This is a genomic window from Citrobacter sp. Cb028, assembly GCF_030336705.1.
In the GTDB taxonomy this organism is placed as follows: Bacteria; Pseudomonadota; Gammaproteobacteria; order Enterobacterales; family Enterobacteriaceae; genus Citrobacter; species Citrobacter braakii.
Genome location: NZ_JAOWCZ010000035.1, coordinates 160566 through 186989 on the forward strand (window position 1 = coordinate 160566; position 26424 = coordinate 186989).

22 protein-coding genes are annotated in these 26424 nt (G+C 54.1%); 14 read left to right on the plus strand and 8 right to left on the minus strand.

Going from position 1 to position 26424, the window contains the following annotated elements; translation table 11 throughout:
• Positions 1-153: 153 nt before the first annotated feature.
• Genes OGV75_RS19610 through iadA form a run of 3 tightly spaced genes read left to right on the plus strand, consistent with a single transcriptional unit; the run spans position 154 to position 2451 of the window.
• A complete protein-coding gene (locus OGV75_RS19610; RefSeq protein WP_016153974.1) occupies positions 154-813 on the plus strand; it encodes a nucleoside recognition domain-containing protein in 660 nt (219 codons plus the stop codon).
• A 1-nt stretch (position 814) separates the two neighbouring features.
• Positions 815-1276 carry a YjiG family protein gene (locus tag OGV75_RS19615; protein ID WP_003037948.1) on the plus strand — a complete coding sequence of 154 codons (462 nt, stop codon included), beginning with the start codon at positions 815-817 and terminating at the stop codon, positions 1274-1276.
• 11 nt (positions 1277-1287) lie between these two features.
• Positions 1288-2451, plus strand: coding sequence for a beta-aspartyl-peptidase (iadA, locus tag OGV75_RS19620; protein WP_286481085.1), 1164 nt, complete (start codon positions 1288-1290; stop codon positions 2449-2451).
• Positions 2452-2566: 115 nt separating this feature from the next.
• Here iadA and bcp read toward each other — a convergent pair whose 3' ends face one another.
• Positions 2567-3037: a thioredoxin-dependent thiol peroxidase gene (gene bcp / locus OGV75_RS19625; RefSeq protein WP_003835095.1), complete on the minus strand. Its 471-nt coding sequence runs from the start codon at positions 3035-3037 to the stop codon at positions 2567-2569.
• On the minus strand, positions 3037-3609 hold the full coding sequence (locus tag OGV75_RS19630; protein WP_279273476.1) for a glycine cleavage system transcriptional repressor: 573 nt from the start codon (positions 3607-3609) through the stop codon (positions 3037-3039). The genes bcp and OGV75_RS19630 overlap by 1 nt, the downstream gene beginning before the upstream one ends.
• Before the next feature lie 145 nt (positions 3610-3754).
• Between OGV75_RS19630 and dapA the strand changes: the two genes are divergently transcribed.
• The 6 genes from dapA (at position 3755) to ypfH (ending at position 10307) form a co-directional block, all read left to right on the plus strand.
• Complete coding sequence (gene dapA / locus OGV75_RS19635; protein WP_016153972.1) at positions 3755-4633, plus strand: 4-hydroxy-tetrahydrodipicolinate synthase; 879 nt, start codon at positions 3755-3757, stop codon at positions 4631-4633.
• Positions 4634-4649: 16 nt separating this feature from the next.
• Positions 4650-5684, plus strand: a complete 1035-nt coding sequence (gene bamC / locus OGV75_RS19640) for an outer membrane protein assembly factor BamC (protein ID WP_016153971.1) — start codon at positions 4650-4652, stop codon at positions 5682-5684.
• Positions 5685-5795: 111 nt separating this feature from the next.
• Positions 5796-6509 (plus strand): phosphoribosylaminoimidazolesuccinocarboxamide synthase, encoded by a 714-nt coding sequence (gene purC, locus OGV75_RS19645; protein WP_003835086.1) that lies wholly within the window; start codon positions 5796-5798, stop codon positions 6507-6509.
• Positions 6510-6637: 128 nt separating this feature from the next.
• A complete protein-coding gene (gene ypfJ, locus OGV75_RS19650; protein ID WP_016153970.1) occupies positions 6638-7504 on the plus strand; it encodes a KPN_02809 family neutral zinc metallopeptidase in 867 nt (288 codons plus the stop codon).
• 15 nt (positions 7505-7519) lie between these two features.
• Positions 7520-9535, plus strand: a complete 2016-nt coding sequence (locus tag OGV75_RS19655; RefSeq protein ID WP_286481086.1) for a tRNA(Met) cytidine acetyltransferase TmcA — start codon at positions 7520-7522, stop codon at positions 9533-9535.
• A gap of 73 nt (positions 9536-9608) precedes the next feature.
• Entirely contained in the window at positions 9609-10307 is a 699-nt protein-coding gene (gene ypfH, locus OGV75_RS19660) for an esterase (protein ID WP_016157110.1), read from the plus strand.
• 48 nt (positions 10308-10355) lie between these two features.
• Here the strand turns inward: ypfH and OGV75_RS19665 are convergent, their stop codons facing one another.
• Genes OGV75_RS19665 through OGV75_RS19675 form a run of 3 tightly spaced genes read right to left on the minus strand, consistent with a single transcriptional unit; the run spans position 10356 to position 12071 of the window.
• Positions 10356-10556 (minus strand): YpfN family protein, encoded by a 201-nt coding sequence (locus tag OGV75_RS19665; protein WP_003835080.1) that lies wholly within the window; start codon positions 10554-10556, stop codon positions 10356-10358.
• Positions 10557-10583: 27 nt separating this feature from the next.
• Entirely contained in the window at positions 10584-11711 is a 1128-nt protein-coding gene (gene dapE / locus OGV75_RS19670) for a succinyl-diaminopimelate desuccinylase (protein WP_286481087.1), read from the minus strand.
• Positions 11712-11714: 3 nt separating this feature from the next.
• Positions 11715-12071 carry an ArsC family reductase gene (locus OGV75_RS19675; RefSeq protein WP_016153966.1) on the minus strand — a complete coding sequence of 119 codons (357 nt, stop codon included), beginning with the start codon at positions 12069-12071 and terminating at the stop codon, positions 11715-11717.
• A gap of 389 nt (positions 12072-12460) precedes the next feature.
• Here OGV75_RS19675 and ypfM point away from each other — a divergent pair, with 389 nt between their 5' ends.
• A complete protein-coding gene (ypfM, locus tag OGV75_RS19680) occupies positions 12461-12520 on the plus strand; it encodes a protein YpfM (RefSeq protein WP_001386977.1) in 60 nt (19 codons plus the stop codon).
• A gap of 75 nt (positions 12521-12595) precedes the next feature.
• On the opposite strand, the gene acrD is transcribed toward ypfM, so the two are convergent.
• Both acrD and narQ read right to left on the minus strand, forming a co-directional pair.
• Positions 12596-15709, minus strand: a complete 3114-nt coding sequence (gene acrD, locus OGV75_RS19685) for a multidrug efflux RND transporter permease AcrD (protein WP_213239483.1) — start codon at positions 15707-15709, stop codon at positions 12596-12598.
• Positions 15710-15893: 184 nt separating this feature from the next.
• Positions 15894-17591 (minus strand): nitrate/nitrite two-component system sensor histidine kinase NarQ, encoded by a 1698-nt coding sequence (narQ, locus tag OGV75_RS19690; RefSeq protein ID WP_016157109.1) that lies wholly within the window; start codon positions 17589-17591, stop codon positions 15894-15896.
• A 263-nt stretch (positions 17592-17854) separates the two neighbouring features.
• Between narQ and aegA the strand changes: the two genes are divergently transcribed.
• From aegA to OGV75_RS19705, 3 genes are all read left to right on the plus strand, one after another.
• Positions 17855-19834 carry a formate-dependent uric acid utilization protein AegA gene (gene aegA / locus OGV75_RS19695; protein ID WP_049270080.1) on the plus strand — a complete coding sequence of 660 codons (1980 nt, stop codon included), beginning with the start codon at positions 17855-17857 and terminating at the stop codon, positions 19832-19834.
• A 157-nt stretch (positions 19835-19991) separates the two neighbouring features.
• Positions 19992-20567 (plus strand): GDP-mannose pyrophosphatase NudK, encoded by a 576-nt coding sequence (nudK, locus tag OGV75_RS19700; protein ID WP_094169401.1) that lies wholly within the window; start codon positions 19992-19994, stop codon positions 20565-20567.
• A 123-nt stretch (positions 20568-20690) separates the two neighbouring features.
• Positions 20691-21734, plus strand: coding sequence for a DUF1176 domain-containing protein (locus OGV75_RS19705; RefSeq protein WP_029139621.1), 1044 nt, complete (start codon positions 20691-20693; stop codon positions 21732-21734).
• Here OGV75_RS19705 and tkt read toward each other — a convergent pair.
• Positions 21724-23718, minus strand: coding sequence for a transketolase (tkt, locus tag OGV75_RS19710; protein WP_016157105.1), 1995 nt, complete (start codon positions 23716-23718; stop codon positions 21724-21726). The two genes, OGV75_RS19705 and tkt, sit on opposite strands and share 11 nt — an antisense overlap.
• A 280-nt stretch (positions 23719-23998) precedes the next feature.
• On the opposite strand from tkt, the gene maeB reads away from it, so the two are divergent.
• Positions 23999-26278: an NADP-dependent oxaloacetate-decarboxylating malate dehydrogenase gene (gene maeB, locus OGV75_RS19715; RefSeq protein ID WP_016153959.1), complete on the plus strand. Its 2280-nt coding sequence runs from the start codon at positions 23999-24001 to the stop codon at positions 26276-26278.
• Positions 26279-26424: the final 146 nt, after the last annotated feature.

The following is a 26424-nucleotide window of genomic DNA, read 5'->3' on the forward strand; positions in this document are numbered from 1 at the left end:
GGCGATGCAATGTCGCCGGAGCCGAACTTGTCTGACCTCTATCCACACATTCTGAATAATCTCCTCTGGTGTCGTTTTTCTCTGCGTTTGTCTTTAACTTAACCCGCGTGATGTCTTTAGTCACGCAAGGAATAAGGCCAACAGGAGAACAAAATGGGTCACAACACACACACGCAGCAGAAGGTGGGATGGGGCGGATATCTCGCTTTTTTTATTACGATTATTCTTTTTTCCGGCATGTTTGCGAAAAGTACCGAATGGTGGCGAGTCTTTGATTTCACCGTTCTCAACGGTGCGTTTGGGCAGATTAATGCGGCGGGGGACACGGCGGTCTCTTTTCGCGGCACGGGCGGTATGGGCGCAAAAGACGGCTTCTTATTCGCGCTTGAGCTGGCGCCTTCCGTCATTCTTTCACTCGGGATAATTTCCGTCACCGAAGGGCTGGGAGGGTTGCGTGCGGCACAGCAACTGATGACGCCAGTCCTGCGCCCGTTACTCGGTATTCCGGGTATTTGCTCGTTGGCGCTGATTGCGAATTTGCAAAATACCGATGCTGCGGCAGGGATGACTAAAGAAATGGCGGAAGAGGGCATTATCACTGAACAGGAACGTGCCATTTTTGCCTGCTGGCAAACCAGCGGCAGTGCGTGTATTACCAACTATTTTTCCTCGGGTGCCGCGCTGTTTACGATGGTTACCGTTCCGGTGATTACGCCGCTGGCGGTGATCCTTGTCTTCAAATTTGTGGGTGCGAACCTGCTGCGTTTGTGGATTGCGCAGCTGGAAAATCGCCGTACGCAGCAGGAGGCGTGAGATGACAACGCAAGTACGTAAAAACGTCATGGATATGTTTATCGATGGCGCACGGCGCGGATTCACTATTGCAACAACCAGCCTGTTGCCTAACGTGGTAATGGCGTTTGTGATTATTCAGGCGCTGAAGGTGACGGGACTGCTCGAGATTGTCGGGCGGGTATGTGAGCCGGTAATGGCGCTGTGGGGACTGCCGGGGGAATCTGCTACCGTACTGCTGGCGGCGGTGATGAGTATGGGAGGCGGCGTCGGTGTTTGCGCCAGCCTGGTTGTCGCCGGTACGCTTTCGGGACATGATGCTACGGTGCTGTTACCGGCTATCTACCTGATGGGCAATCCGGTGCAAAATGTGGGACGCTGTCTGGGTACCGCGGGAGTCCATCCCCGTTATTACCCGCTTATTATTGCGGTATGCGTAATTAATGCGCTGCTCTCTATTTGGGTTATGCAGGTTATTGCCTGACAAGGAAGGTTATGAACTGTTCCATTCTTAATTTGACGTTGTTCCTGCAGGGACACGTGTACGCGCCGGAAGATTTAGGACGCCAGGATATACTGGTGTCTGACAGCAAAATTGTTGCCATCGCGCCGTCGATTTCCCCTGACGATTTTCCTGGCTGCGAGTGTATCAATCTTAACGGTGCGATTGTGTGCCCAGGATTTATCGATCAACACGTCCATCTGATTGGCGGCGGCGGAGAAGCGGGGCCGCACACCCGCACGCCGGAAGTGCGCTTGTCGCGGCTGGTTGAAGCTGGCGTCACCTCGGTGGTGGGATTGCTGGGGACAGATGGTATTACCCGTCACCCTGAATCGCTGCTGGCGAAAACCCGCGCGCTGGAATTTGAAGGCATCAGCGCATGGATGCTGACCGGGGCGTATTCTCTGCCTTCCCCGACCATCACCGGCAGTATCGATCGCGATGTGGCGCTGATCGATAAAATCATTGGCGTGAAATGTGCTGTTTCGGACCATCGTTCTTCAGCCCCGGACACCTCGGCGCTGGCAAACATGGCGGCGCAGTCGCGCGTTGGCGGATTGTTAGGGCGCAAGCCGGGGATTAGCGTCTTCCATATGGGCGACAGCCCGCGCATGCTGGAGCCGTTGTATCAGATCCTCGACAGCTGCGATGTACCGATTACCAAGCTGCTGCCCACACACGTCAATCGTGCGGAACCGTTGTTTCAGTCGGCGCTGGAGTATGCCCGCAAAGGCGGTTATATCGACATTACCAGCAGCATTGATGAACCCGTCGACCCGGCTACGGCTATCGCCACAGCGCTACGCCAGAACGTGCCGCTGTCGCGTATTACCTTGAGTTCGGATGGCAACGGTAGCCAGCCGGAATTTGATGACTACGGTAATCTTACCGGCATCGGTGTCGCAGGGTTTGAATCACTGGCTGAAACAGTGCGCCAGTTGGTGAAGGTTCATGCCATACCGCTGGAACTGGCGCTGTGTCCGCTGACGCGAACGGTCGCAGAATTTTTGGGACTGGAACATAAAGGACGTCTGGCGGTGGGATGCGATGCCGACATTCTGGTGCTCAATGATGCGCTTGAAGTTCATCACCTGTGGGCGAAGGGCAAAGCCGTCGTCAGAGAGAAAAAAGCCTGTGTAAAAGGGACGTTTGAATAAACGACGTTGATGCCGGATGGCGGCGTAAACGCCTTATCCGGCTACGGAGTTATGCGGATGGTGGCCTGATAAGACGCGTGGCGTCACCATCAGGCGCTATCCGGCAAAATGTAAATCAGGCGTTCTCTTTCAGCCAGTTCATTACCACGTCGTGGTGGTTGCTGGTTTTGAAGTCATCAAACACATGCTCAATTTTCCCTTCAGCATCAATCAGGAAGCTGATGCGGTGGATGCCATCATAGGTTTTGCCCATAAATGACTTCTCACCCCAGACGCCGAACTGCTCGCAAACCTGGTGATCTTCGTCGGACAGGAGCGTGAAGTTAAGGACTTCTTTCTCCGCGAATCGGGAAAGCTTCTCTGGTTTATCGGTGCTGATTCCCAGCACTTCAACACCTGCTTTTTTTAACTCATCCATGTTATCGCGTAGGCCGCAGGCCTGTACGGTACAGCCGGGTGTCATGGCTTTCGGGTAAAAATAAACCAGAACACGCTGTCCCTGGAAGTCGGTTAAATTTACTTGTTCTCCGTCTTGATCCGGCAAGCTAAATTTCGGTGCGATATCACCGGCTTTCAGTGGGTTCATTACTTAACTCCATCCTGTTCATCATGCTGTGAGTAATTGACGACGTTAATACTGCCTTGCGCATTGAGTTCTGTACAGAGTGCTTTAAACGCATCTTCAATATTTGCCGAATCATGTGACGCAGGACTATGTGCGGTAATTTGAATAAACAGCTGTGCCGACTTTTCGTTCTCAGCCGGTTGCGTGCGTGAAACCAGTTCCGCAATATTCATTTGGTGGCTGTCAAACAGGGCGGTAAAGCGTTCAATCAAATGCGGAGAATCAGGAACATCGACCTGCACCCATACCGTAGCGGGCATCGCCGGACGGGGGCGTGCGGTCGTGCGCTTCATCACAATCAGTAAATCCAGCTCTGCACCTTTCAACGGCAAGGTTGATTCAATTAGGGTAATGGCATTCCAGGTGCCCGACAGCAACATGATAAACGTGAACTCGTCACCCAGCATGGCCAGTCGGCTGTCTTCGATATTACAGCCGCAACTGCTGACATGACGTGTGATGGTGTTCACAATTCCCGGGCGGTCAGCACCCAGCGCAGTAATGACCAGATAGTGTTGCGATGACGATGTCAAACCTGTTCTTCCTTTGAGCGGTGAGGTAATCATAAGGAAAGCATAAAAAAAACATGCATACAACAATCAGAACGGCTCTGGTCGCTTGCTTTTATTGTCGTACCAAACGTACCATTGAGACACTTGTTTGCACAGAGGATGGCCCATGTTCACGGGAAGTATTGTCGCGCTTGTTACGCCGATGGATGAGAAAGGTAAAGTCTGCCGGTCGAGCCTGAAAAAACTGATTGATTATCATGTCGCCAGCGGCACCTCGGCGATCGTTTCGGTTGGCACCACCGGTGAGTCTGCCACCCTGAGTCATGATGAACATGGCGATGTGGTGATGATGACCCTGGAGCTGGCCGACGGGCGTATTCCGGTGATTGCCGGAACCGGCGCTAATGCGACCGCGGAAGCCATTAGTCTGACGCAGCGTTTCAACGACAGTGGTGTTGTCGGCTGCCTGACGGTGACGCCTTACTACAACCGCCCAACCCAGGAAGGTTTGTTCCAGCATTTCAAAGCCATCGCTGAACATACTGACCTGCCGCAAATTCTGTATAATGTACCGTCCCGTACCGGCTGCGATATGTTGCCGGAAACCGTTGGTCGCCTGGCGAAAGTAAAAAATATTATCGCTATTAAAGAGGCCACGGGGAACTTAAGTCGCGTTCACCAGATCAAAGAGCTGGTTTCAGACGACTTTATTCTGCTCAGCGGTGATGACGCGACCGGACTGGATTTTATGCAGCTCGGTGGTCATGGTGTGATTTCCGTGACGTCTAACGTTGCGGCACGCGATATGGCCGAAATGTGCAAACTGGCGGCAGCCGGGAACTTTGCCGAGGCGCGGGTGATTAACCAGCGTCTGATGCCGTTACACAACAAACTATTTGTCGAACCCAATCCTATCCCAGTGAAATGGGCGTGTAAGGAGTTGGGACTTGTGGCGACCGATACGCTACGTCTGCCGATGACGCCAATCACGGATAATGCTCGTGAAATCGTCAAAGCGGCGCTTAAGCATGCCGGTTTGCTGTAAAGTTTAGGGAGATTTGATGGCTTACTCAGTACAAAAGTCGCGCCTGGCCAAGGTTGCGGGTGTTTCGCTTGTTATGTTGCTCGCGGCCTGTAGTTCTGACTCGCGTTATAAGCGCCAGGTGAGCGGTGATGAATCCTATCTGGAGGCCGCACCGCTTGCTGAGCTTCACGCTCCAGCTGGGATGATTCTGCCGGTTATGTCGGGTGACTATAATATCCCGGTCACCAACGGCAGCGGTGCCGTTGGTAAAGCGCTGGACATTCGCCCGCCGGCTCAGCCGTTAGCACTAGTCACTGGTGCTCGCACTCAGATCGCGGGTGATACGTCGACATTGCTGGTGGAAAATGGTCGTGGCAACACGCTGTGGCCACAGGTCGTTAGCGTCATTCAGTCTAAAAACTACACGATCACCAAACGTGATGATGCCAGCCAGACGTTGACCACCGACTGGGTTAACTGGAACCGTCTGGATGAAGACGAGCAGTACCGTGGACGTTATCAAATCTCGGTTAAACCGCAGGGCTATCAGCAAGCGGTAACGGTGAAACTGATTAACCTCGAGCAGGCGGGTAAACCCGTAGCTGATCCAGCATCAATGCAGCGTTACAGCGCTGAGATGATGAACGTTATCTCCGCAGGTCTGGATAAGAACGCCACTGACGCCGCGAATGCCGCGCAGAACCGCTCTGCCGCCACCATGGATGTTCAGAGTGCTGCCGATGACACCGGTTTACCGATGCTGGTGGTACGTGGACCGTTCAACGTGGTATGGCAACGTCTGCCGGCAGCGCTTGAGAAAGTGGGGATGAAAGTGACCGACAGCACCCGTTCTCAGGGCAGCATCGCCGTGACCTACAAACCACTGTCTGATAGCAACTGGCAGGAGCTGGGCGCAAGCGATCCGGGTCTGGTATCCGGCGACTATAAACTGCAGGTCGGTGATTTAGACAACCGCAGTAGCTTGCAGTTTATCGATCCGAAGGGGCATACCCTGACGCAAAGCCAGAACGACGCGCTGGTCGCCGTCTTCCAGGCAGCGTTCAGTAAGTAAAAATAAAGGGCTGGATAACTCCAGCCCTTTATTTCTGATATGATACGCAAACGTGTGCGTCGGCAGAAAAACGCAATATTTATCGTTAATTCACACCCAGGAGTAATAAAGATGCAAAAGCAAGCTGAGTTGTATCGTGGTAAAGCGAAGACCGTATACAGCACGGAAAACCCGGACCTGTTGGTGCTCGAATTCCGCAATGATACGTCAGCAGGGGATGGCGCGCGCATTGAACAGTTTGACCGTAAAGGCATGGTGAACAACAAGTTCAACCATTTCATTATGACTAAACTGCAAGAAGCGGGCATTCCTACCCAGATGGAGCGACTGCTTTCCGATACTGAATGTCTGGTGAAAAAACTGGAGATGGTACCGGTTGAATGTGTGGTTCGTAACCGCGCAGCAGGCTCCCTGGTTAAGCGTTTAGGCGTTGAGGAAGGTATTGAACTGAATCCGCCGCTGTTTGATCTGTTCCTGAAAAACGATGCTATGCACGATCCAATGATTAACGATTCCTATTGCGAAACTTTTGGTTGGGTGAGCAAAGAGAATCTGGCGCGTATGAAAGAGCTGACCTACAAAGCCAACGACGTGCTGAAAAAGATGTTTGATGATGCCGGTCTGATTCTGGTCGACTTCAAACTTGAGTTTGGTTTGTATAAAGGTGAAGTGGTCCTGGGCGATGAGTTCTCACCGGACGGTAGCCGTCTGTGGGACAAAGAAACGCTGGATAAAATGGACAAAGATCGCTTCCGCCAGAGCCTGGGCGGCCTGATCGAAGCCTATGAAGCCGTCGCGCATCGTCTGGGTGTGAAGTTAGACTAACCCTCCCCTGAGCCGGCGATCGCTCTCCGGCTCATCAATCCCGCCGATTTTGATTACTGTTTCTTATGGTAATCCTGTTCCGAACCGCCTACGATCATCATCATAATGAATAAAAAGTTGAGGTGATTATGCGCTGGCAAGGGCGTCGTGAAAGTGACAATGTGGAAGACAGACGAAATAGCTCCGGTGGCGGCCCTTCTATAGGCGGCCCTGGTTTTCGTTTGCCCAGTGGTAAAGGCGGCATCATCCTGCTGATTGTGGTGCTGGTGGCGGGATATTATGGCGTGGATCTCACCGGATTAATGACCGGCCAGCCAGTTTCCCAACAGCAATCATCACACTCCATCAGCCCAAATGATGATGAAGCAGCAAAATTTACCTCGGTGATTCTGGCCACCACGGAAGATACCTGGGGGCAGCAGTTTGAAAAAATGGGCCGGACCTACCAACAGCCGAAACTGGTAATGTATCGCGGAGCGACGCGTACCGGCTGTGGCGCAGGTCAGTCGGTGATGGGGCCGTTTTACTGCCCGGCGGATGGTACGGTGTATATCGACCTCTCATTTTATGATGACATGAAAAACAAGCTGGGCGCCGATGGTGATTTTGCTCAGGGCTATGTTATCGCCCATGAAGTGGGCCACCACGTGCAGAAACTGCTGGGTATTGAACCGAAAGTTCGCCAGATGCAGCAGAATGCCTCACAGGCTGAGGTGAACCGTCTTTCCGTACGTATGGAACTGCAGGCGGACTGCTTTGCCGGCGTCTGGGGCAACAGTATGCAGCAGCAGGGCGTGCTGGAGTCCGGCGACCTGGCTGAAGCGCTGAACGCCGCTCAGGCTATTGGCGACGATCGCCTGCAGCAGCAGGGACAAGGACGCGTTGTGCCGGACAGCTTTACCCACGGCACTTCTGAGCAGCGGCTTAGCTGGTTCAAACGCGGTTTTGACAGCGGCGATCCGGGACAATGTAATACTTTTGGTAAAGGCATTTAAGCTACTGAGGCAGGGATGTCTGATAATACGGCGCTGAGCGCGTTAACCGAACAGATGGCCCGCGAAGGGATCCGTCGTCTGCTGATTATCAGTGGTGAGGGGAACTGGTGTCAGGAGCGGGCTTTAGCGCTACGCGACACGTTACCCGGCGACTGGTTATGGGTGGGCGCACAAGCCCCTGCTGAGCCGAACTGTACGCCACAGGTGCTGCAAACGTTATTAGGCCGCGAGTTTCGTCATGCGGTTTTTGACGCCGGGCAGGGATTTGACGCTGCGGCATTTGCCGCCTTAAGCGGAACGCTGATCGCCGGGAGCTGGCTGGTTTTGCTGACTCCCCCCTGGCATACCTGGCACACGCATCCGGACGTGGATTCACTGCGCTGGAGCGACTGTGCTGAACCTATCCCAACGCCGCACTTTGTTGAACATGTCAAACGGGTGATTTCCCGTGACGGACAGGCGCTGCACTGGCAGCAGCATCACGCAGTTTCCAGCCCGCGTTTTCCTGTTCGTGCAGTCTGGCACGCGGCAACCGGTGATCCTCAGCCTGAACAGGCGATGATTTTAACCCAGTTGCTGGATATGCCTCCCGGCGTGGCTGTGGTCATAGCTGCACGTGGCCGGGGTAAATCGGCTCTGGCAGGGCAATTGATAGCACGTATCAACGGGACCGCGATTGTCGCCGCGCCTGCTAAAGCGGCAACGGATGTGCTGGCGCAATTTGCCGCAGAGCGATACTGCTTTATGGCCCCCGATGCGCTGTTAAGCAGTTCTGCAACCGCAGACTGGCTGGTTGTGGATGAAGCCGCCGCGATCCCCGCGCCGCTGCTGCACCAACTGGTTGCGCGTTTCCCTCGTACGCTGTTAACCACCACCGTACAGGGCTACGAGGGAACCGGCAGAGGCTTTTTGCTGAAATTCTGCGCCCGCTTTCCTCATCTTCGACGCTATGAGTTGCAACAACCCGTACGCTGGGCGCAGAGATGTCCGCTGGAGAAAATCGTCAGCGATGCGCTGGTGTTTGACGACGAAACCTTTGCGCATGCCCCCTTGGGGGAGCTTAACTTCTCGGCATTTGATCAACTCTCATGGCAGACAAACCCGGCGCTGCCGTTAGCGGTATATCAGCTACTTTCCGGTGCGCATTATCGCACCTCGCCACTGGATCTGCGGCGAATGATGGACGCGCCGGGTCAGCATTTTCTTCAGGCTTCGGCTGCTGACTCGGTGGCGGGCGCCGTCTGGCTGGTCGACGAGGGGGGATTATCCGCAGAATTAAGCCAGGCCGTCTGGGCCGGATATCGCCGACCAAGAGGAAATCTGGTTGCGCAGTCACTGGCGGCGCACGGCGGAGACCCATTGGCGGCGACGCTCGTCGGGCGGCGGGTCAGTCGAATTGCGGTTCATCCCGCGCGTCAAAGGGAAGGTATTGGGCAACAGCTGATTCTGCAGGCCCGGCACTATTGCACGCAGTGCGACTATCTGTCCGTCAGCTTTGGTTATACGGCTGAATTATGGCGTTTCTGGCAGCGCTGCGGTTTTGTCCTGGTACGGATGGGTAATCATCGGGAAGCCAGCAGCGGCTGTTATACCGCTATGGCGGTGCTGCCCATCAGCGAAGCAGGAAAACGCCTTGCCTGGCGGGCGCACCAGCGCCTGCGACGGGATGCGGAGATTCTTGCTCAGTGGAACGCAGAGCGCATTCCGCTGGTACCACTGAAAGAGACTACGCTTAATGAGGATGACTGGGGTGAGCTGGCTGGGTTTGCCTTCGCGCATCGACCATTACTTACATCATTAGGTTGTCTGAGTCGTTTGCTTGAGCACAGCGAGTTGCCTCTTCCGGCATTACGCGGGCGTATACAGGCTCAACGCAGCGATGCTGAATTGTGCCAACAGCTGAAAATATCGGGTCGCAAAGCGCTGTTGGCAGTTCAGCGCGCCGAGGCGGCGCAGGCCTTAAAACAGCTGGATGCTGAGCGTGAACAACGGCTACATAATCGCATTATGCAATGGCAATTTTTTCACTAACTTCTTCAATTTCCTGGCATGGTCATTGCGGTTAAGCGGCGTAGAATGATTCTCATCAGTTAAGGAGATCGCCATGAAACATGACCATTTTGTTGTTCAAAGTCCCGATAAACCCGCTCAACAGCTCTTGTTGCTGTTTCATGGCGTCGGCGATAACCCGGTTGCCATGGGCGAAATTGGCTCCTGGTTTGCGCCGCTGTTTCCGGATGCGCTAATCGTCAGCATTGGCGGGGCAGAGCCTTATGGTACGACTTCCGGGCGTCAGTGGTTTTCGGTACAGGGGATAACGGAAGAGAACCGCCAGGCGCGTATTGACGCGATTATGCCGGTCTTTATCGAAACCGTTCGCTACTGGCAGAAGCAAAGCGGCGTTTCGCCTCAGGCGACCGCGCTGATTGGTTTTTCTCAGGGCTCGATTATGTCGCTTGAGAGTATTAAAGCCGAGCCTGGGCTGGCGTCGCGGGTCATCGCCTTTAATGGTCGCTATGCCACGTTGCCGGAGGTTGCAACCACCGCGACGACGGTGCATTTGATTCACGGCGGTGAAGACCGGGTGATTGAGTTATCTCATGCCGTTGCCGCGCAGGAGGCGTTAATTCGCGCCGGTGGGGATGTGACGCTGGATATCGTCGAAAATCTGGGGCACGCTATTGATGAACGCAGTATGCAGTTTGCGCTCGACCACTTGCGTTTTACCGTACCGAAGCACTACTTTGATGAAGCGCTGAGCGGCGGTAAGCCTCACGATGATGATGTGATTGAGATGATTTAACCCGCAGGCCGAATGGCGATGTGAAACCGCCATTCGGCCTACGTTGGCTTATTTCTTCGGTTGATCCTTGTTTGGCCAATCGTCGTCGTCATCCCATTTATCGTTAAAATCACGATGCGGGGGAAGCTCCGGCTTATTGGCAAGAAATTTCTTGTGGTCGACGCGCTTGAGATCTTTAATCACGTTCAGCAATACGCCTACCAGAAACACCAACACCAGAATCCACCAGTATTTTGCCAGCCAGTCCATGCTCATTTCCTCTTACAGGAACACTCATCAGGCGACGAGTTGCTCCATGATACGTTGATACATACGGGCAAGCAGCTGCAGGTCGGCGGCATTAACACATTCATTAATTTTATGAATGGTCGCGTTGACCGGCCCCAGTTCTACTACCTGTGCCCCCATGCGGGCAATAAAACGCCCGTCGGACGTCCCGCCTGTAGTCAGTAACTGCGGTTTAATCTCATTATAGTGCTCAATGGCGTTCACCACCGCATCCACCAGTTTACCGCGTGCGGTCAGGAACGGCTGACCGGAAAGCCACCAGTCGACGGTATAACGCAGCTGATGTTTCTCCAGCAGCTCCAGCACCCGGGACTTAATCATTTCATCGTTTAATTCGGTGCTGAAACGGAAGTTGAACTGGATAAACAGTTCGCCGGGAATAACATTGTTGCTGCCGGTTCCTGCCTGAATATTGGCAATCTGCATGCTGGTCGCCGGGAAGAATTCGTTGCCCTGATCCCACTCAATCGCCACCAGTTCATTGAGCATTGGCGCTGCGCGGTGTACCGGGTTATCGGCCAGATGCGGGTAGGCTACGTGGCCCTGCACGCCGTGAATGGTCAGATTGCAGGTCAGTGAACCACGACGCCCATTTTTCACCACGTCGCCAACGATTTCCGTGCTGGACGGCTCGCCAACCAGACAATAATCCAGTCGTTCATTGCGCGCCATAAGTGCTTCAACCACTTTTACGGTGCCGTTTTGGGCGCTGGCCTCTTCGTCAGAGGTTATCAAAAACGCCAGACGACCCTGATGGTTCGGATGCTGGGCGACAAAACGTTCTGCGGCCACGACCATTGCCGCCAGTGAGCCTTTCATATCGGCTGCGCCACGCCCGAACAACATGCCATCGCGAATGGTCGGTTCGAACGGTGGATTAATCCAACGATCGACATCGCCGACAGGCACTATGTCAGTGTGACCGGCAAATGCCAGAGTCTCACCTTTGCCGCGCCATGCCCAAAAATTCTGTGTGTCACCAAAATCCATACGCTCAACGGTAAAACCTACCGCGCGCAGGCGTTCAATCATTAACGCCTGGCACCCGGCATCATCCGGGCTCAGGGAAGGACGGCGAATAAGCTGCTGTGTCAGCTCAATAACCGGGCACGACATAGACTATACCTCATTAAAAAACTGCGTATAACTGGATTCACTAAAGCCAAGCAGCATAGGCTTACCCGGCGCGCAGAGCAATGGGCGTTTGATAATTGCAGGCATTTCAATCATCAATGCAGCAGCAGAGGACGCATCGGTGATTTGGTTACGTGTGGCTTCATCCAGTTTGCGCCAGGTGGTTCCACGTGTATTGAGCAGCGCCTCCCAACCTAATTCGCTGATAAAGGCGTGTAATAACGCGTTGTCCAGGCCGTCGACGCGATAATCATGGAAGCGGTAGTCGACCCCATTGTCTTCCAGCCAGCGTCTGGCTTTTTTAATCGTATCGCAATTCTTAATGCCGTAGAGGGTGATCATTTGAATCCTTATTGACGTAATTTGAATATTTATTCTCGTGTTCTATAAACATGAATAATACATATTGTCATCGAACCGTTATAGAAAAATATAACATTGTTGTTGAATGGTGAATAATGATTCCTGAAAGTTCCAAAATTCACGGGGAACTGAAAATCAGATTTTGCCTGTTTGCATCAGCCTGTTTTTCCATCAGAATTGCCAAAGTCGTAGATGATGTATGAATATTTCAAAATATTGCAGTAAGTCACATAAAATTTATGGGGTTAGCGCATAGTGATTACATATACCCCCGAACACTGGAGGATGTAATCGCAACCATTGGTTAAATGATCTTCTTTTTATGATGATGATTTCGTAGAATGCCCATAATAATAAGAGAGGTTGTTATGATTGAACGTGAACTGGGGAACTGGAAAGACTTTATCGAAGTGATGCTTCGTAAATAATTTTCTGGAAGAAATTCATATCCTGCAAAGGATAATAAAAGGCGACTCAACGTAAGTCGCCTTTTTTGTGTCCGATTATTCTGGGCGTGGCTTCAACGGGAAGCGTCTGCGTACCAGCACAAAGAACAGAGGAACGAAGTAAATCGCCAGGACAGTGGCTGAAATCATCCCGCCCATTACACCAGTCCCCACCGCATGCTGACCGCCGGAACCTGCGCCACTGCTGATGGTCATCGGCAACACCCCAAAGATAAACGCCAGTGACGTCATCAGAATTGGGCGTAAGCGTTGGCGACAGGCATGCAGCGTGGCGTCGAGCAAGTCGTGACCTTTCTCGTTCATCTCATTGGCGAATTCAACAATCAATATTGCGTTCTTCGCCGAAAGCCCGATCACGGTGAGTAACCCGACCTGAAAGTACACGTCGTTTTCCAGACCGCGCATCCAGGTAGCGAGCAGCGCGCCAATGACCCCCAGCGGTACAACCAGCATGACGGAGAAGGGAACCGACCAGCTTTCGTACAACGCCGCCAGACACAGGAACACCACCAGCAAAGAAATGGCGTACAGAGCTGGCGCCTGAGAGCCCGACAGCCGTTCCTGGTAAGACATCGCGGTCCATTCGAGGCCGAATCCGGTCGGCAACTGGTGGACCAGCGATTCCATAATGTCCATCGCCGTACCAGTACTGATGCCGGGAGCGGCTTCGCCAACAATCTCGACGGCGGAGTAGCCGTTATAGCGTTCCAGACGCGGTGAACCCGTTTCCCAGCGCGACGTGGCAAAGGCCGAGAAAGGCACCATGCCGCCGCTATTATTGCGGACGTACCACAGATTGATGTCGTCCGGGAGCATGCGATATTTTGCCGCCGCCTGCACGTAAACCTTCTTCACGCGACCCCGGTCCATAAAGTCATTGACGTAGCTGGAGCCCCAGGCCGTTTGCAAGGTGTCGTTGATGTCATCAATGGAAACGCCCAGTGCCTGGGCTTTGCGCTGATCGATATCAATTTGCAACTGCGGGCTGTCGTCCAGACCATTATGACGAACACGTGTCAGAGACGCGTCTTTCCCGGCCAGCTCAATCAGCTTGTCGCGCGCGGCCATTAACGCATCATGGCCCGCACCGGCGTGATCTTGCAGCTCCATATCGAAACCGGCAGAGCTCCCGAGACCGCTAATCGCCGGAGGGCTGCTGGCGAAGACGCGGGCTTCCTTAATCTTATTAAAGGCTTTGGTCGCGCGCTCGATGATGGCGAAAGAGGTTCCGGTGGTGGTGTCGCGATCATCCCAGTCTTTTAAGCGGACAAACATCCGCGCCACGTTTTGACCGTTCCCGCCAGGGCCGGAACCGACCGTGGAAAAGACCGACGTAATGTTGTCTTTCTCATGGGTGAAGTAATACTTCTCCACTTCCTCAACTACTTTCAATGTTTGCTGCTGGGTCGAGCCGCTGGGCAACTGTATCGAGGTGGTAAACATGCCGCGGTCTTCGAGCGGCAGGAAGGAGGTTGGCAGGCGCAGGAACAGGAAAACCATACCGCCGAGCAGCAGGCCGTAAATCAGTATCCAGCGCAGGCTGCGGTGCAGGATCCTGGCGACGCCTTTTTCGTAGCGTTCGGCGTTGCGGTTAAACATCCGGTTAAACCAGCCAAAGAAACCGGTTTGCCCGTGATGCTCGCCTTTATGTAACGGTTTGAGCAGAGTGGCGCACAGGGCAGGGGTGAGGATCATCGCCACCAGAACTGAAAGAACCATTGCGGAGACGATGGTAATCGAGAACTGGCGGTAAATAGCCCCGGTAGTGCCGCCGAAGAAGGCCATCGGGATAAACACCGCCGATAGCACCATGGCGATACCGACCAGCGCTCCCTGGATTTGCCCCATCGATTTCCGCGTCGCTTCCCGCGGCGAGAGGCCTTCCTCACTCATAATTCGCTCGACGTTTTCCACCACCACAATGGCATCATCGACCAGCAGGCCGATCGCCAGCACCATCGCAAACATCGTCAGGGTGTTAACGCTGTAGCCAAAGGCGTAGAGGACGGAAAAAGTACCCATCAGGACGACGGGAACGGCGATTGTAGGAATCAGCGTGGCGCGGAAGTTTTGCAGGAACAGGTACATCACAAGGAATACCAGCGCGATCGCTTCCAGCAGTGTTTTCACCACGTCGATGATTGAGGCTTTGACAAAGGAGGTAGTTTCATACGCCACCTTGTATTCCAGCCCGTGCGGAAAATACTGAGAGAGCTCATTCAGGCGGTCGATAACCAGCTCCGCAGTTGCCATTTCATTAGCACCGGAGGCCAGTTTTACCCCCAGACCGGAAGCCGGGTGGCCGTTGAAGCGGCTGAGATAGTCGTACTTTTCCGCACCCATTTCGACCGTCGCCACATCACCCAGTTTAACTTCTGAGCCGTCCTGGTTGACGCGTAGCGTAATCGCGCGGAATTCATCCGGAGTCTGCAGCAGCGACTGGGCGTTGATCGTCGCATTCAGCGCTTGTTTGTCCACCGAAGGCGTGCCGCCAAGTTGCCCGACGGCAATCTGCGCATTCTGTGACTCGATAGCATCGGTCACATCTTTGGCGGTCATCTGGAAGCTGTTAAGTTTGACCGGGTCGAGCCAGATACGCATGGAATATTGTGAACCGTAGGCGTCAATATCGCCCACGCCGTTTATACGACTGAGCGGATCCTGGATATTACTGGCGACGTAGTCGGCGATGTCCTGCTTATCCATTGAGCCATCGGTGGAGACGAAGGCGATGGTCAGAATATTGGTGTCACCGGTCTTGCGCACCGTGACCCCTTGATTCTGTACCGCCTGCGGCAGCTTACGCATTGCCGATTGCAGCTGGTTTTGCACCTGCTGGACGGCCTCATCAGGATCGGTTCCCGCGAGGAAGCTCAGCGTAACTGACGCCTGGCCTGTCCCGCTGCTCTGCGACGACATGTACATCAGATTATCGAGACCAGTCATGTTCTGCTCGATAACCTGGGTGACGGTATTTTCCAGGGTTTGTGCGGACGCGCCAGGGTAGTTCGCGGTTACCCGCACGTTTGGCGGTGCCAGATCGGGGTATTGCTCAACGGGCAGCGAAAAAATAGCCAGGGCTCCTGTCAGGCACAACAGGATTGCTAACACCCAGGCAAAAATGGGGCGATCGATGAAAAAATTCGCCATTAAAAGGGGACCTCGTGTTTCTGCGTATCGTTATGGGTGTGAATTGCTTCACTTTAGCGGCAAGGTACGGGGCAAACGTGGAGAAAAAAAGAAGATAATGTAAATTATCATGCCCGTTTACAGCATACCTTTCGTGCCAACGCCGTCAGGCCTGGATCGAGAACCGACGGCGCTTTGCGGTTCTTTACGTTAGCTCTCCGTCGGATTCTGCCGAACGAAAACTGATACTCACCAGCGTTCCCCCTCCGGAGGGTTGAGAGAAAGTCAGCGTGCCGCTCAGCCTTTCCGCCCGCTCGCGCATAATATTTAACCCATAGTGCCCCGAAGGCTCATGCGGCTCGCCAATGCCGATGCCGTTATCGCGAATATAAACCGTGTGATTACCATCCGGCGCGGTCACGCAACTGACGGCAATTTCGGTTGCGCTGGCATGTTTAATCGCGTTCAGCACTGCTTCACGGACGATCTGCAGCAGATGCACCTGCATTTGCGCGTCCAGCGCCAGCGTCGGTAACCGGCAATCAAGCGTCAGTTTAGCCGATGTCTGATTTTGCAGCGTTTCCAGCATTTCATGCAGGGCGGAGGGGAGATCGGCCTGCTGTAAAGTCAGGCGGAAGGTGGTGAGCAGTTCGCGTAGCTGGCGGTAGGCATCGTTCAGCGCCTGAGAGAAATCCGCCATAATGCTTTGCGCTGGGGCGTTATCTTCGGGAATCGAACGCTTCAGCAGCGTGAGCTGAATGCGTAAATAAGAGAGCACTTGCGCCAGCGAGTCGTGCAGCTCGCGCGCAATCGTCGCCCGTTCCTCCATTAATAACAGCTGCTGAAAATGTTTTTGCGCCTGGTTGAAGTACAACCCGCGACCCAGCATCGAGGAGACGCTGTTGAGCAGAGGGGTAGAAGCATTGACGTTCGGGCTTTGCCAGTGCAGTTCACCGTAGACGGTTTCCTGCATGGTGACCGGCAGGATCTGCATCGGCAGCTCGGGGCTTTTTGCGCCTTCGCTAATTCGCCAGTTATCTCCGACGGTGAGTTCCAGGAAATAGGCGGCGTCATGCTCGCGGACGATCTGTAAAATATGGCGGAAGCAGTACACATCAATCTGACTGGTATTTAACGCCTGAGAGCACTGATACAACACTTCCAGACGACGATTAGCTTCGTGGAGATCGTGGGTCTTCTCAGCGACAGACGCTTCCAGCGAGCGGTACAGCTTGTGTAATTCACTCGACATCTGGCTGAAGGTCTTGCCCAACAACCCGAGTTCGTTGGGCAAATCAGTATCCAGCGACGGGATGTCAAACTGACCGTGTTCAATGTGCTGGCTGGCCACCACCAGCTTATTCAGCGGACGCACCACCTGCTGGCGAATACGCCGCAAGGTAAAGAAAACGAGGGTGAAAATGCCGATCCCGCCTGCCAGTGAAATACCAAAAACCAGCATCACTTTGCGTTCGGCATAATGTTGCAGCGCCAGCACGAAGAGATCGATTTGATCGACATAGTTATTGATATTGCTCTGGTACCAATTTAAATCGCCATCGATCAGACGGGCGTTCATTTCCAGCCAGTTTGCATGTAGACGTCCATAGCGACTTTTTACCGCTTGAGGCACGTACCACGCGTTCAGGTTCTGTAGTGCTGGCGAATTTAGCGCCTGCTGGAAAAGCTGGCGGTGAGCGTTAAGCTGTGGACTTTGGCTTTGCAGATCGTAACCCAGACGGTAACTTTGCATGCGCAATGAGCCAGCCACGTTGATGGCTTCGGCATCTCGTAAGCTGCTGGTCAGCGTGAGCAGAGCAATACCCGTTGAGAGAATCGACAACAGCACTATGTAGAAAAAAGCTTTAGCCAGACTGGCCGAGACCGGACGCTTTACCGTCACTTGTGCATCCTCACACAATACACGTCGCGCCTTAAAACAGCCCGAACGATGCGGTGTATTTGATAAATGTTAATAAAACGCCATGAAACTGGATGGTAACTGAAACACAATTTCATATGCGATGAAATAAATTGATCTGCCACAGGTTCTGGATAAATAGTTGTGCTTCCTGGGCAAATGAACATTGCCGCTTCCTTCCGTGTCGGTTAATAACAACACTCATATAAAGAATAAGGTTTTTGCAACCAAAAAAGAAGGAAGCCATGAATCGTTTTATTATGGTTAATAGCCAGCAGTGCCTGGGATGCCATGCCTGTGAGGTCGCCTGCGTCATGGCTCACAATGGCGAGCAGCATGTCCTGAGTCAACGGCATTTCCAGCCCCGAATTACCGTCATCAAGCATCAGCAGCAGCGCAGTGCGGTAACCTGCCATCACTGTGAAGATGCGCCCTGCGCCAGAAGCTGCCCGAACGGGGCAATCAGCCATGATAACGACAGCGTTCAGGTGAACCCGAAAAAGTGTATTGGCTGTAAATCGTGCGTCGTTGCTTGTCCTTTCGGCACGATGCAGATCGTACTCACTCCTGTCGCTAAAGGGAAGGTGAAAGCCACTGCGCACAAATGCGATTTGTGTCAGGGACGCGAACAAGGACCCGCCTGCGTAGAGAACTGTCCGGCGCAAGCGTTACAACTGGTGACGGAAAATTCGCTTACCGGTCTGTCAAAAGCGCGCAGGCTACGCACCGCCAGTCTGGAAAGCCAGCCCTGGCATGCCAACGCCACCGATTTCGTTTCGCATGCAATTACCAAACGTGAGCAAATGCAGGCGACGCCTGCGCGTGGTGAGCCGGATAAGCTGGCAATTGAGGCCCGTAAAACCAGCTTTGAGGAGATCTATCTGCCGTTTCGTACGGCGCAGGCGGAACGGGAAGCGTCCCGCTGCCTGAAATGCGGCGACCACAGTATTTGCGAATGGACCTGCCCATTGCATAACCATATTCCGCAGTGGATTGAACTGGTCAAAGCCGGGAATATCGACGCGGCGGTTGAGCTTTCTCACCAGACCAACTGCCTGCCGGAAGTGACCGGGCGCGTATGTCCGCAGGACCGACTTTGCGAAGGGGCATGTACGGTGCGTAGCGAGCATGGGGCGGTCACTATCGGAAATATTGAGCGTTACATCTCTGATCGGGCCCTGAGCAAAGGATGGCGACCGGACTTAAGCCACGTGCAGAAAGTGGATAAGCGCGTTGCTATCATCGGCGCGGGTCCGGCGGGTCTGGCCTGCGCGGATGTGCTGGCGCGCAGCGGAGTCAGCGCCACCGTATACGATCGCCACCCTGAAATCGGCGGTTTGCTGACGTTCGGCATTCCGGCCTTCAAGCTGGACAAATCGCTGCTGGCCCGCCGCCGTGAAATCTTCAGCGCCATGGGTATTCATTTCGAACTTAACTGTGAAGTGGGTAAGGATGTGGCGCTGTCGGCGCTGCTGGAGGATTACGATGCCGTGTTCGTGGGCGTAGGAACCTATCGTTCCATGAAGGCGGATCTGCCGAATGAAGACGCGCCTGGCGTTTATGACGCGTTACCGTTCCTGATTGCCAACACCAAGCAGGTGATGGGGCTGGATGAACTGCCTGAAGAGCCGTTCATCGATACCGCCGGACTGAACGTGGTTGTACTGGGCGGAGGCGATACGGCGATGGACTGCGTGCGTACCGCGCTGCGTCACGGCGCACGCCAGGTGACCTGCGCTTATCGTCGTGATGAAGCCAACATGCCCGGTTCGAAAAAAGAGGTGAAGAACGCCCGGGAAGAGGGGGCGAACTTCGAGTTTAACGTCCAGCCGGTTGAGCTGGTGTTACATGATGATGGGCGAGTCAGCGGCGTGCGTTTTTTACGTACCCAGCTTGGCGAGCCAGACGCGCAGGGGCGTCGTCGCCCGGTTCCCCTCGCCGGGAGTGAGTTTGTCATGCCCGCAGATGCGGTGATCATGGCGTTTGGTTTTCACCCACATGGCATGCCGTGGCTGGAGACGCATGGGGTTAAGGTCGATAACTGGGGGCGCATAGCCGCCAATGTTGAAAGCGCATACCGTTATCAAACCAGTAACCCGAAAATCTTCGCTGGTGGTGACGCGGTACGCGGTGCGGATCTGGTGGTTACGGCCATGGCGGAAGGACGGCATGCCGCCCAGGGGATCGTCGACTGGCTGGGCGTAAAATCAGTCAAATCTCACTAAGTCGCTAAGAAGGCCGGATAAGGCGCGTTAGCGTTGCTATCCGGCTCTGTGCCGCATAATTGCCTGATGGTGCTTCGCTTATCAGGCCGACATTGCACCAAGACAAACCCGGTTTCACGGCGTAGTATTATTTCTCACTTCTTGCTGTGGAGCCGGTATGTCGCAAAAAATTACCCTCATCAAAGATAAAGTCCTTTCCGATAACTACTTCATCCTGCGCAATATTACCTATGACCTGACCTGTAGCAATGGTGAGGTGATTCGCCACAAACGCGAGGTTTACGATCGCGGCAACGGCGCCACTATCCTGCTGTATAACCCGGAGAAGAAAACGGTGGTGCTCATCCGCCAGTTTCGCGTCGCCACCTGGGTCAATGGTAATGAAAGCGGTCAACTGATTGAAACCTGCGCCGGGCTGCTGGATAACGACGAACCGGAAGCGTGCATTCGGAAAGAGGCCATTGAAGAGACCGGCTTTGAAGTGGGTGAAGTGCGTAAGCTGTTTGAGCTCTATATGTCGCCGGGCGGCGTGACGGAGATAATTCATTTCTTTATTGCGCAATACAGCGACAGCCAGCGGGCAAATGCGGGCGGAGGGGTGGAAGATGAAGATATTGAGGTTCTGGAGCTGCCGTTCACCCAGGCGCTGGAAATGATTAAAACGGGTGAAATCCGTGACGGTAAGACGGTGCTATTGCTGAACTATTTGCAGTCGTCGCATCTCATGGACTAATGCGCGGGATTTATATTTCTTTACAAATTTTCGGCCAATCCGACGATTCTTATTGAGCCACATCAGTCGCGCAAGGAAGATACCGCTTAGGCTGTGTGTTTTGACTTCGGGGTTGTACCGTCCATGCGCTATCGCGTTATTTTACTTTTCCTGCTCGGGTTGTTACCCGTCCGTTTGCTGTGGGCCGCGCCCGCGCAACAGACGTTTTCTGACTGGCAGGTGACGTGCAATAACCAAAACTTTTGCGTGGCGCGCAATACCGGAGAACATCACGGCCTGGTCATGACCTTGAGCCGCAGTGCCGGGGCACATACCGACGCCGTGTTGCGTATTGAACTGGGTGGGCTGGAATCGCCCACAGCCAAAGAGAGCGATATTGCTCCACGTCTGCTACTGGATGGCTCAGCGCTCCCGCTTCGCGGCGAACACTGGCGTATTACCCCCTGGCAACTGATGACCGATGATCCGGCCACCATCAGCGCATTTTTAACAACCGTACAGGACGCGAAGGCGATAACCCTGCAAAAAGGGGCGCAAAACCTGTCCCTGGTCGGGCTAAAAGCCGCGCTGCTTTTTATCGACGCCCAGCAAAAACGGGTCGGCAGCGAAACCGCATGGATCGAAAAAGGCGACGAGCCTCCGCTCAGCGTACCTCCCGCTCCCGCTTTAAAAGGCGTGGCTGTGATTAACCCAACGCCAACGCCTCTCACGCAACAAGAGCGCAGTGAATTGCTGGATTACGGTAACTGGCGGATCAACGGTATTCGCTGTTCGATCGATCCGCTGCGTCGCGAGATGCGCGTCACGGCCTTAACGGATGATAAAGCGCTGCTTATGATCGGCTGTGAAGCCGGGGCATATAACACCATCGATCTGGCGTGGGTGGTTTCACGTACTACCCCGTTGACGTCACGGGCGGTACGGCTAAGCCTGCCTTTTAAAACGGATGCGGAAAGTCGCGATATGGAGCTGACCAACGCCACGTTTGATGAGAAGTCGCGCGAGCTGGTAACCCTCGCTAAAGGACGAGGGTTGGCAGATTGCGGTATCCAGACCCGCTGGCGCTACGACGGCCAGCGTTTTCGTCTGGTGCGCTATGCCCAAGAGCCAAGCTGCGATAACTGGCATGGGCCAGATGCCTGGCCCACGCTGTGGATCACACGTTAAGCACCTTATGCGCTTTGTCGACAATGTTATCCACCGTAAAGCCGAAGAACGGGAACAGCTTGTCTGCCGGAGCCGACTCCCCATAACCCGTCATACCGACAATCGCCCCTTTCAGCCCAACATATTTGTACCAGTAGTCGGCAATTCCTGCTTCTACCGCCACGCGCGCGCTGACGTTTGAGGGGAGGACCGATTCCCGATACGCTTCATCCTGGGCGTCGAAGATATCGGTTGAGGGCAGAGAAACCACTCGCACGTTACGACCTTCACCGGTCAGTTTTTCCGCCGCCAGCAGCGTGATTTCCATTTCTGAACCGGTAGCAATCAGAATAACATCCGGCTTACCACCACCATCCTTCAGCACATAGCCGCCGCGGGCAATCTGCTGCACTTGCTCAGGCGTCCGCTCAACCTGCGCCAGATTTTGCCGCGAGAGGATCAGCGCCGTTGGCCCGTCATGGCGTTCGACCGCCAGCTTCCAGCCTACCGCCGCTTCAACCTGATCGCAGGGTCGCCAGGTGCTGAAATTAGGCGTCAGACGCAGGCTGGCGAGCTGTTCGACGGCCTGGTGCGTGGGACCATCTTCCCCAAGGCCAATCGAGTCGTGGGTATAAACCATGATTTGTCGGGCTTTCATCAGCGCCGCCATGCGTGCGGCATTACGGGCATATTCGACAAACATCAGGAACGTTGCGGTGTACGGTACGAAGCCCCCGTGGTGAGCGATACCGTTGGCAATTGCGGTCATGCCAAACTCCCGCACGCCGTAGTGGATGTAGTTTCCTGCATGATCCTCTTTAAGAGAAGTGGAGCCTTTCCAGATGGTCAGGTTGCTGGGCGCCAGATCCGCCGAACCGCCAAGCAGCTCAGGCAGTATCGGCCCGTAAGCGTTCAGGGTATTTTGCGAGGCCTTACGGGTGGCGATTTTGGCCGGATTGGCCTGCAGCTCGGTGATATATTTCTGGGTCGTTTCTTCCCACTCTTCCGGCAGTCCACCGCTCATCCGGCGGGTAAACTCTGCCGCCAGATCCGGATGCGCATGTCGATAAGCGGCGAATTTCTCATTCCAGCTCTGTTGGGCTTTCTCGCCTTTTTCACGAGCGTCCCACGCCCGGTAAATCTCTTTGGGGATTTCAAAGGCAGGATGATGCCACCCCAACTTCTGTCGGGTCAGCGCCACTTCTTCTTCACCCAGCGCAGCGCCGTGCGCTTCCTCTTTCCCGGCTTTATTCGGTGAACCAAAACCAATCACCGTGCGGCAGATAATCAGCGACGGTTTATCGGTAACGGCCTGTGCTTCCTGAATCGCTTTTTTCACCGCCTCAGGGTCATGGCCGTCAATCTCGTGCACTACATGCCAGTGATAGGCCTCAAAGCGTTTCGCGGTATCGTCGGTAAACCAGCCGTCGGTTTCGCCATCAATTGAGATGCCGTTGTGATCGTAAAAGCCGATGAGTTTGCCAAGTCCCAGGGTGCCCGCCAGCGAGCACACTTCGTGAGAAATGCCCTCCATCAGACAGCCGTCGCCCATAAAGACCCAGGTATAGTGATTAACAATCTCGTGGTCTGGCTGGTTAAACTGCGCCGCCAGCGTGCGTTCTGCAATCGCCATTCCAACAGCGTTGGCTAAACCCTGACCCAACGGTCCGGTGGTGGTCTCCACGCCCGGCGTATAGCCAATTTCCGGGTGTCCTGGCGTCTTCGAATGGAGCTGGCGGAAGTTCTTTAACTCTTCGAGCGGCAGGTTGTAGCCGGAAAGATGCAACAGGCTGTAAAGCAGCATTGAGGCGTGGCCATTGGACAAAATAAACCGGTCACGATCGTACCAGGTGGGATCGGACGGGTTATGGCGCAGGAAATCGTTCCACAGTACTTCGGCGATATCAGCCATCCCCATTGGTGCGCCAGGGTGGCCAGAGTTAGCTTTTTGGACGGCATCCATACTTAGCGCACGAATGGCATTGGCAAGCTCTTTACGGGTCATAGGAAATACTCCTTGAAAAGTAAAGTGTTAGATGCGTGTTGTGATTCACACTTTTGAGATAATTGCGGGCGTTGTCAGCAAAAAGCATAGCAGACAAGCATGGTATTGCTGGCTTAAGCAGGTAACATAGATGTTATAAATTGATAACAAATTCTTTCTTTGAATGGTGAGAGTATGGGGACCTTCAAAGTTTGTGCCGTTGACTGAGGTGATAATGTGCGGCTCAGTAGAATGGTTACCCGCGCCACTTTTTTGATAGATACGTGAAAGGAACAACAAGATGGATGACCAGTTAAAACAAAGCGCCCTCGATTTCCACGAATTTCCGGTACCCGGTAAAATCCAGGTTTCTCCGACCAAGCCTCTGGCAACCCAGCGCGACCTCGCGTTGGCCTACTCGCCGGGCGTGGCTGCACCGTGTCTTGAAATTGAAAAGGACCCGCTGGCAGCCTACAAATACACCGCACGCGGCAACCTGGTTGCGGTTATTTCCAACGGTACTGCGGTTCTGGGCCTGGGTAATATTGGCGCGCTGGCCGGTAAACCAGTGATGGAAGGTAAAGGCGTTCTGTTTAAGAAATTCGCCGGGATTGACGTGTTCGACATCGAAGTTGATGAACTCGATCCGGATAAATTTATCAACGTGGTAGCGGCGCTTGAACCAACGTTTGGCGGCATTAACCTCGAAGATATCAAAGCGCCGGAGTGCTTCTACATTGAGCAAAAACTCCGTGAGCGCATGAATATTCCGGTATTCCACGATGACCAGCACGGTACGGCAATCATCAGTACTGCCGCAATCCTTAACGGTCTGCGGGTGGTTGAGAAAAATATCTCTGATGTGCGCATGGTGGTGTCCGGTGCAGGTGCGGCGGCGATTGCCTGTATGAACCTGCTGGTGGCGCTGGGTATGCAGAAACACAACATTGTGGTCTGTGACTCCAAAGGGGTGATTTACAAAGATCGTGAACCAAACATGGCGGAAACCAAAGCGGCTTACGCAGTGGTGGATGACGGTAAGCGTACGCTGGATGATGTCATTGACGGCGCGGATATTTTCCTCGGTTGCTCGGGTCCGAAAGTGCTGACGCAGGAAATGGTTAAGAAGATGGCGCGTGCGCCAATGATCCTGGCCCTCGCCAACCCGGAACCGGAAATCCTGCCGCCGCTGGCGAAAGAGGTGCGTTCTGACGCCATCATTTGCACCGGCCGTTCCGACTACCCGAACCAGGTTAACAACGTTCTGTGCTTCCCGTTCATCTTCCGCGGCGCGCTGGACGTCGGCGCTACTGCCATCAACGAAGAGATGAAACTGGCTGCGGTACACGCCATTGCTGAGCTGGCGCACGCCGAGCAGAGCGAAGTGGTGGCCTCCGCCTATGGCGACCAGGACCTGAGCTTCGGGCCGGAATACATTATTCCGAAACCGTTCGACCCGCGTCTGATCGTCAAAATCGCCCCTGCGGTGGCGAAGGCGGCGATGGATTCCGGTGTGGCAACGCGTCCGATTGCCGACTTTGACGCTTACATCGATAAGCTGACCGAATTCGTCTACAAAACCAACCTGTTCATGAAGCCGATTTTCTCCCTGGCACGCAAAGCGCCGAAGCGCGTGGTGCTGACTGAAGGGGAAGAGGCGCGTGTACTGCATGCCACGCAGGAGCTGATCACTTTAGGTCTGGCGAAACCGATCCTGATCGGTCGTCCGAGCGTTATCGAAATGCGTATCCAGAAACTGGGTCTGCAGATCAAAGCGGGCGTCGATTTTGAGATCGTCAACAATGAGTCAGATCCGCGCTTTAAAGAGTACTGGAGCGAGTACTACCAGATTATGAAACGTCGTGGTATTACCCAGGAGCAGGCGCAGCGTGCGGTAATTGCCAACACCACGGTGATCGGCGCGATCATGGTGCAGCGCGGCGAAGCGGATGCGATGATCTGCGGTACGATAGGCGACTACCATGAGCACTTCAGCGTGGTGAAAGAGGTGTTTGGTCATCGCGATGGCGTGCATACTGCCGGGGCGATGAACGCCTTGCTGCTGCCAAGCGGTAACACCTTTATCGCCGATACCTACGTTAACGACGATCCTACGCCGGAGCAACTGGCGGAAATCGCCGTGATGGCGGCAGAAACCGTGCGTCGCTTTGGTATCGAACCAAAGGTAGCGCTGCTGTCGCACTCCAACTTTGGCTCATCTAACTGTCCGTCGGCCAGCAAAATGCGCGAAGCGCTGGAGCTGATTAAGGCGCGTGCGCCAGAGTTGATGATTGATGGCGAAATGCACGGCGATGCCGCGCTGGTGGAAAGCATCCGTCATGACCGCATGCCGGACAGTCCGCTGAAAGGCTCAGCGAATATTCTGGTGATGCCGAATATGGAAGCTGCCCGTATTAGTTACAACTTACTACGCGTTTCCAGCTCTGAAGGCGTAACGGTCGGCCCGGTGCTGATGGGGGTTGCGAAACCGGTTCACGTATTAACGCCGATCGCTTCTGTTCGTCGTATCGTTAATATGGTGGCGCTGGCGGTCGTAGAAGCCCAAACTCAACCGCTGTAATTTCACTTTAATTTATTTCCGGCGCGGGTTTCTCCCGCGCCTTTTTATTTCCCCTTTCTTAGTGATCCACTTCACCTTTTAAACATGGTTGCCGAATTTTGTTATTTACTCTGACAAAAAATTGCCACGATGAGGGCAGTTTTAGC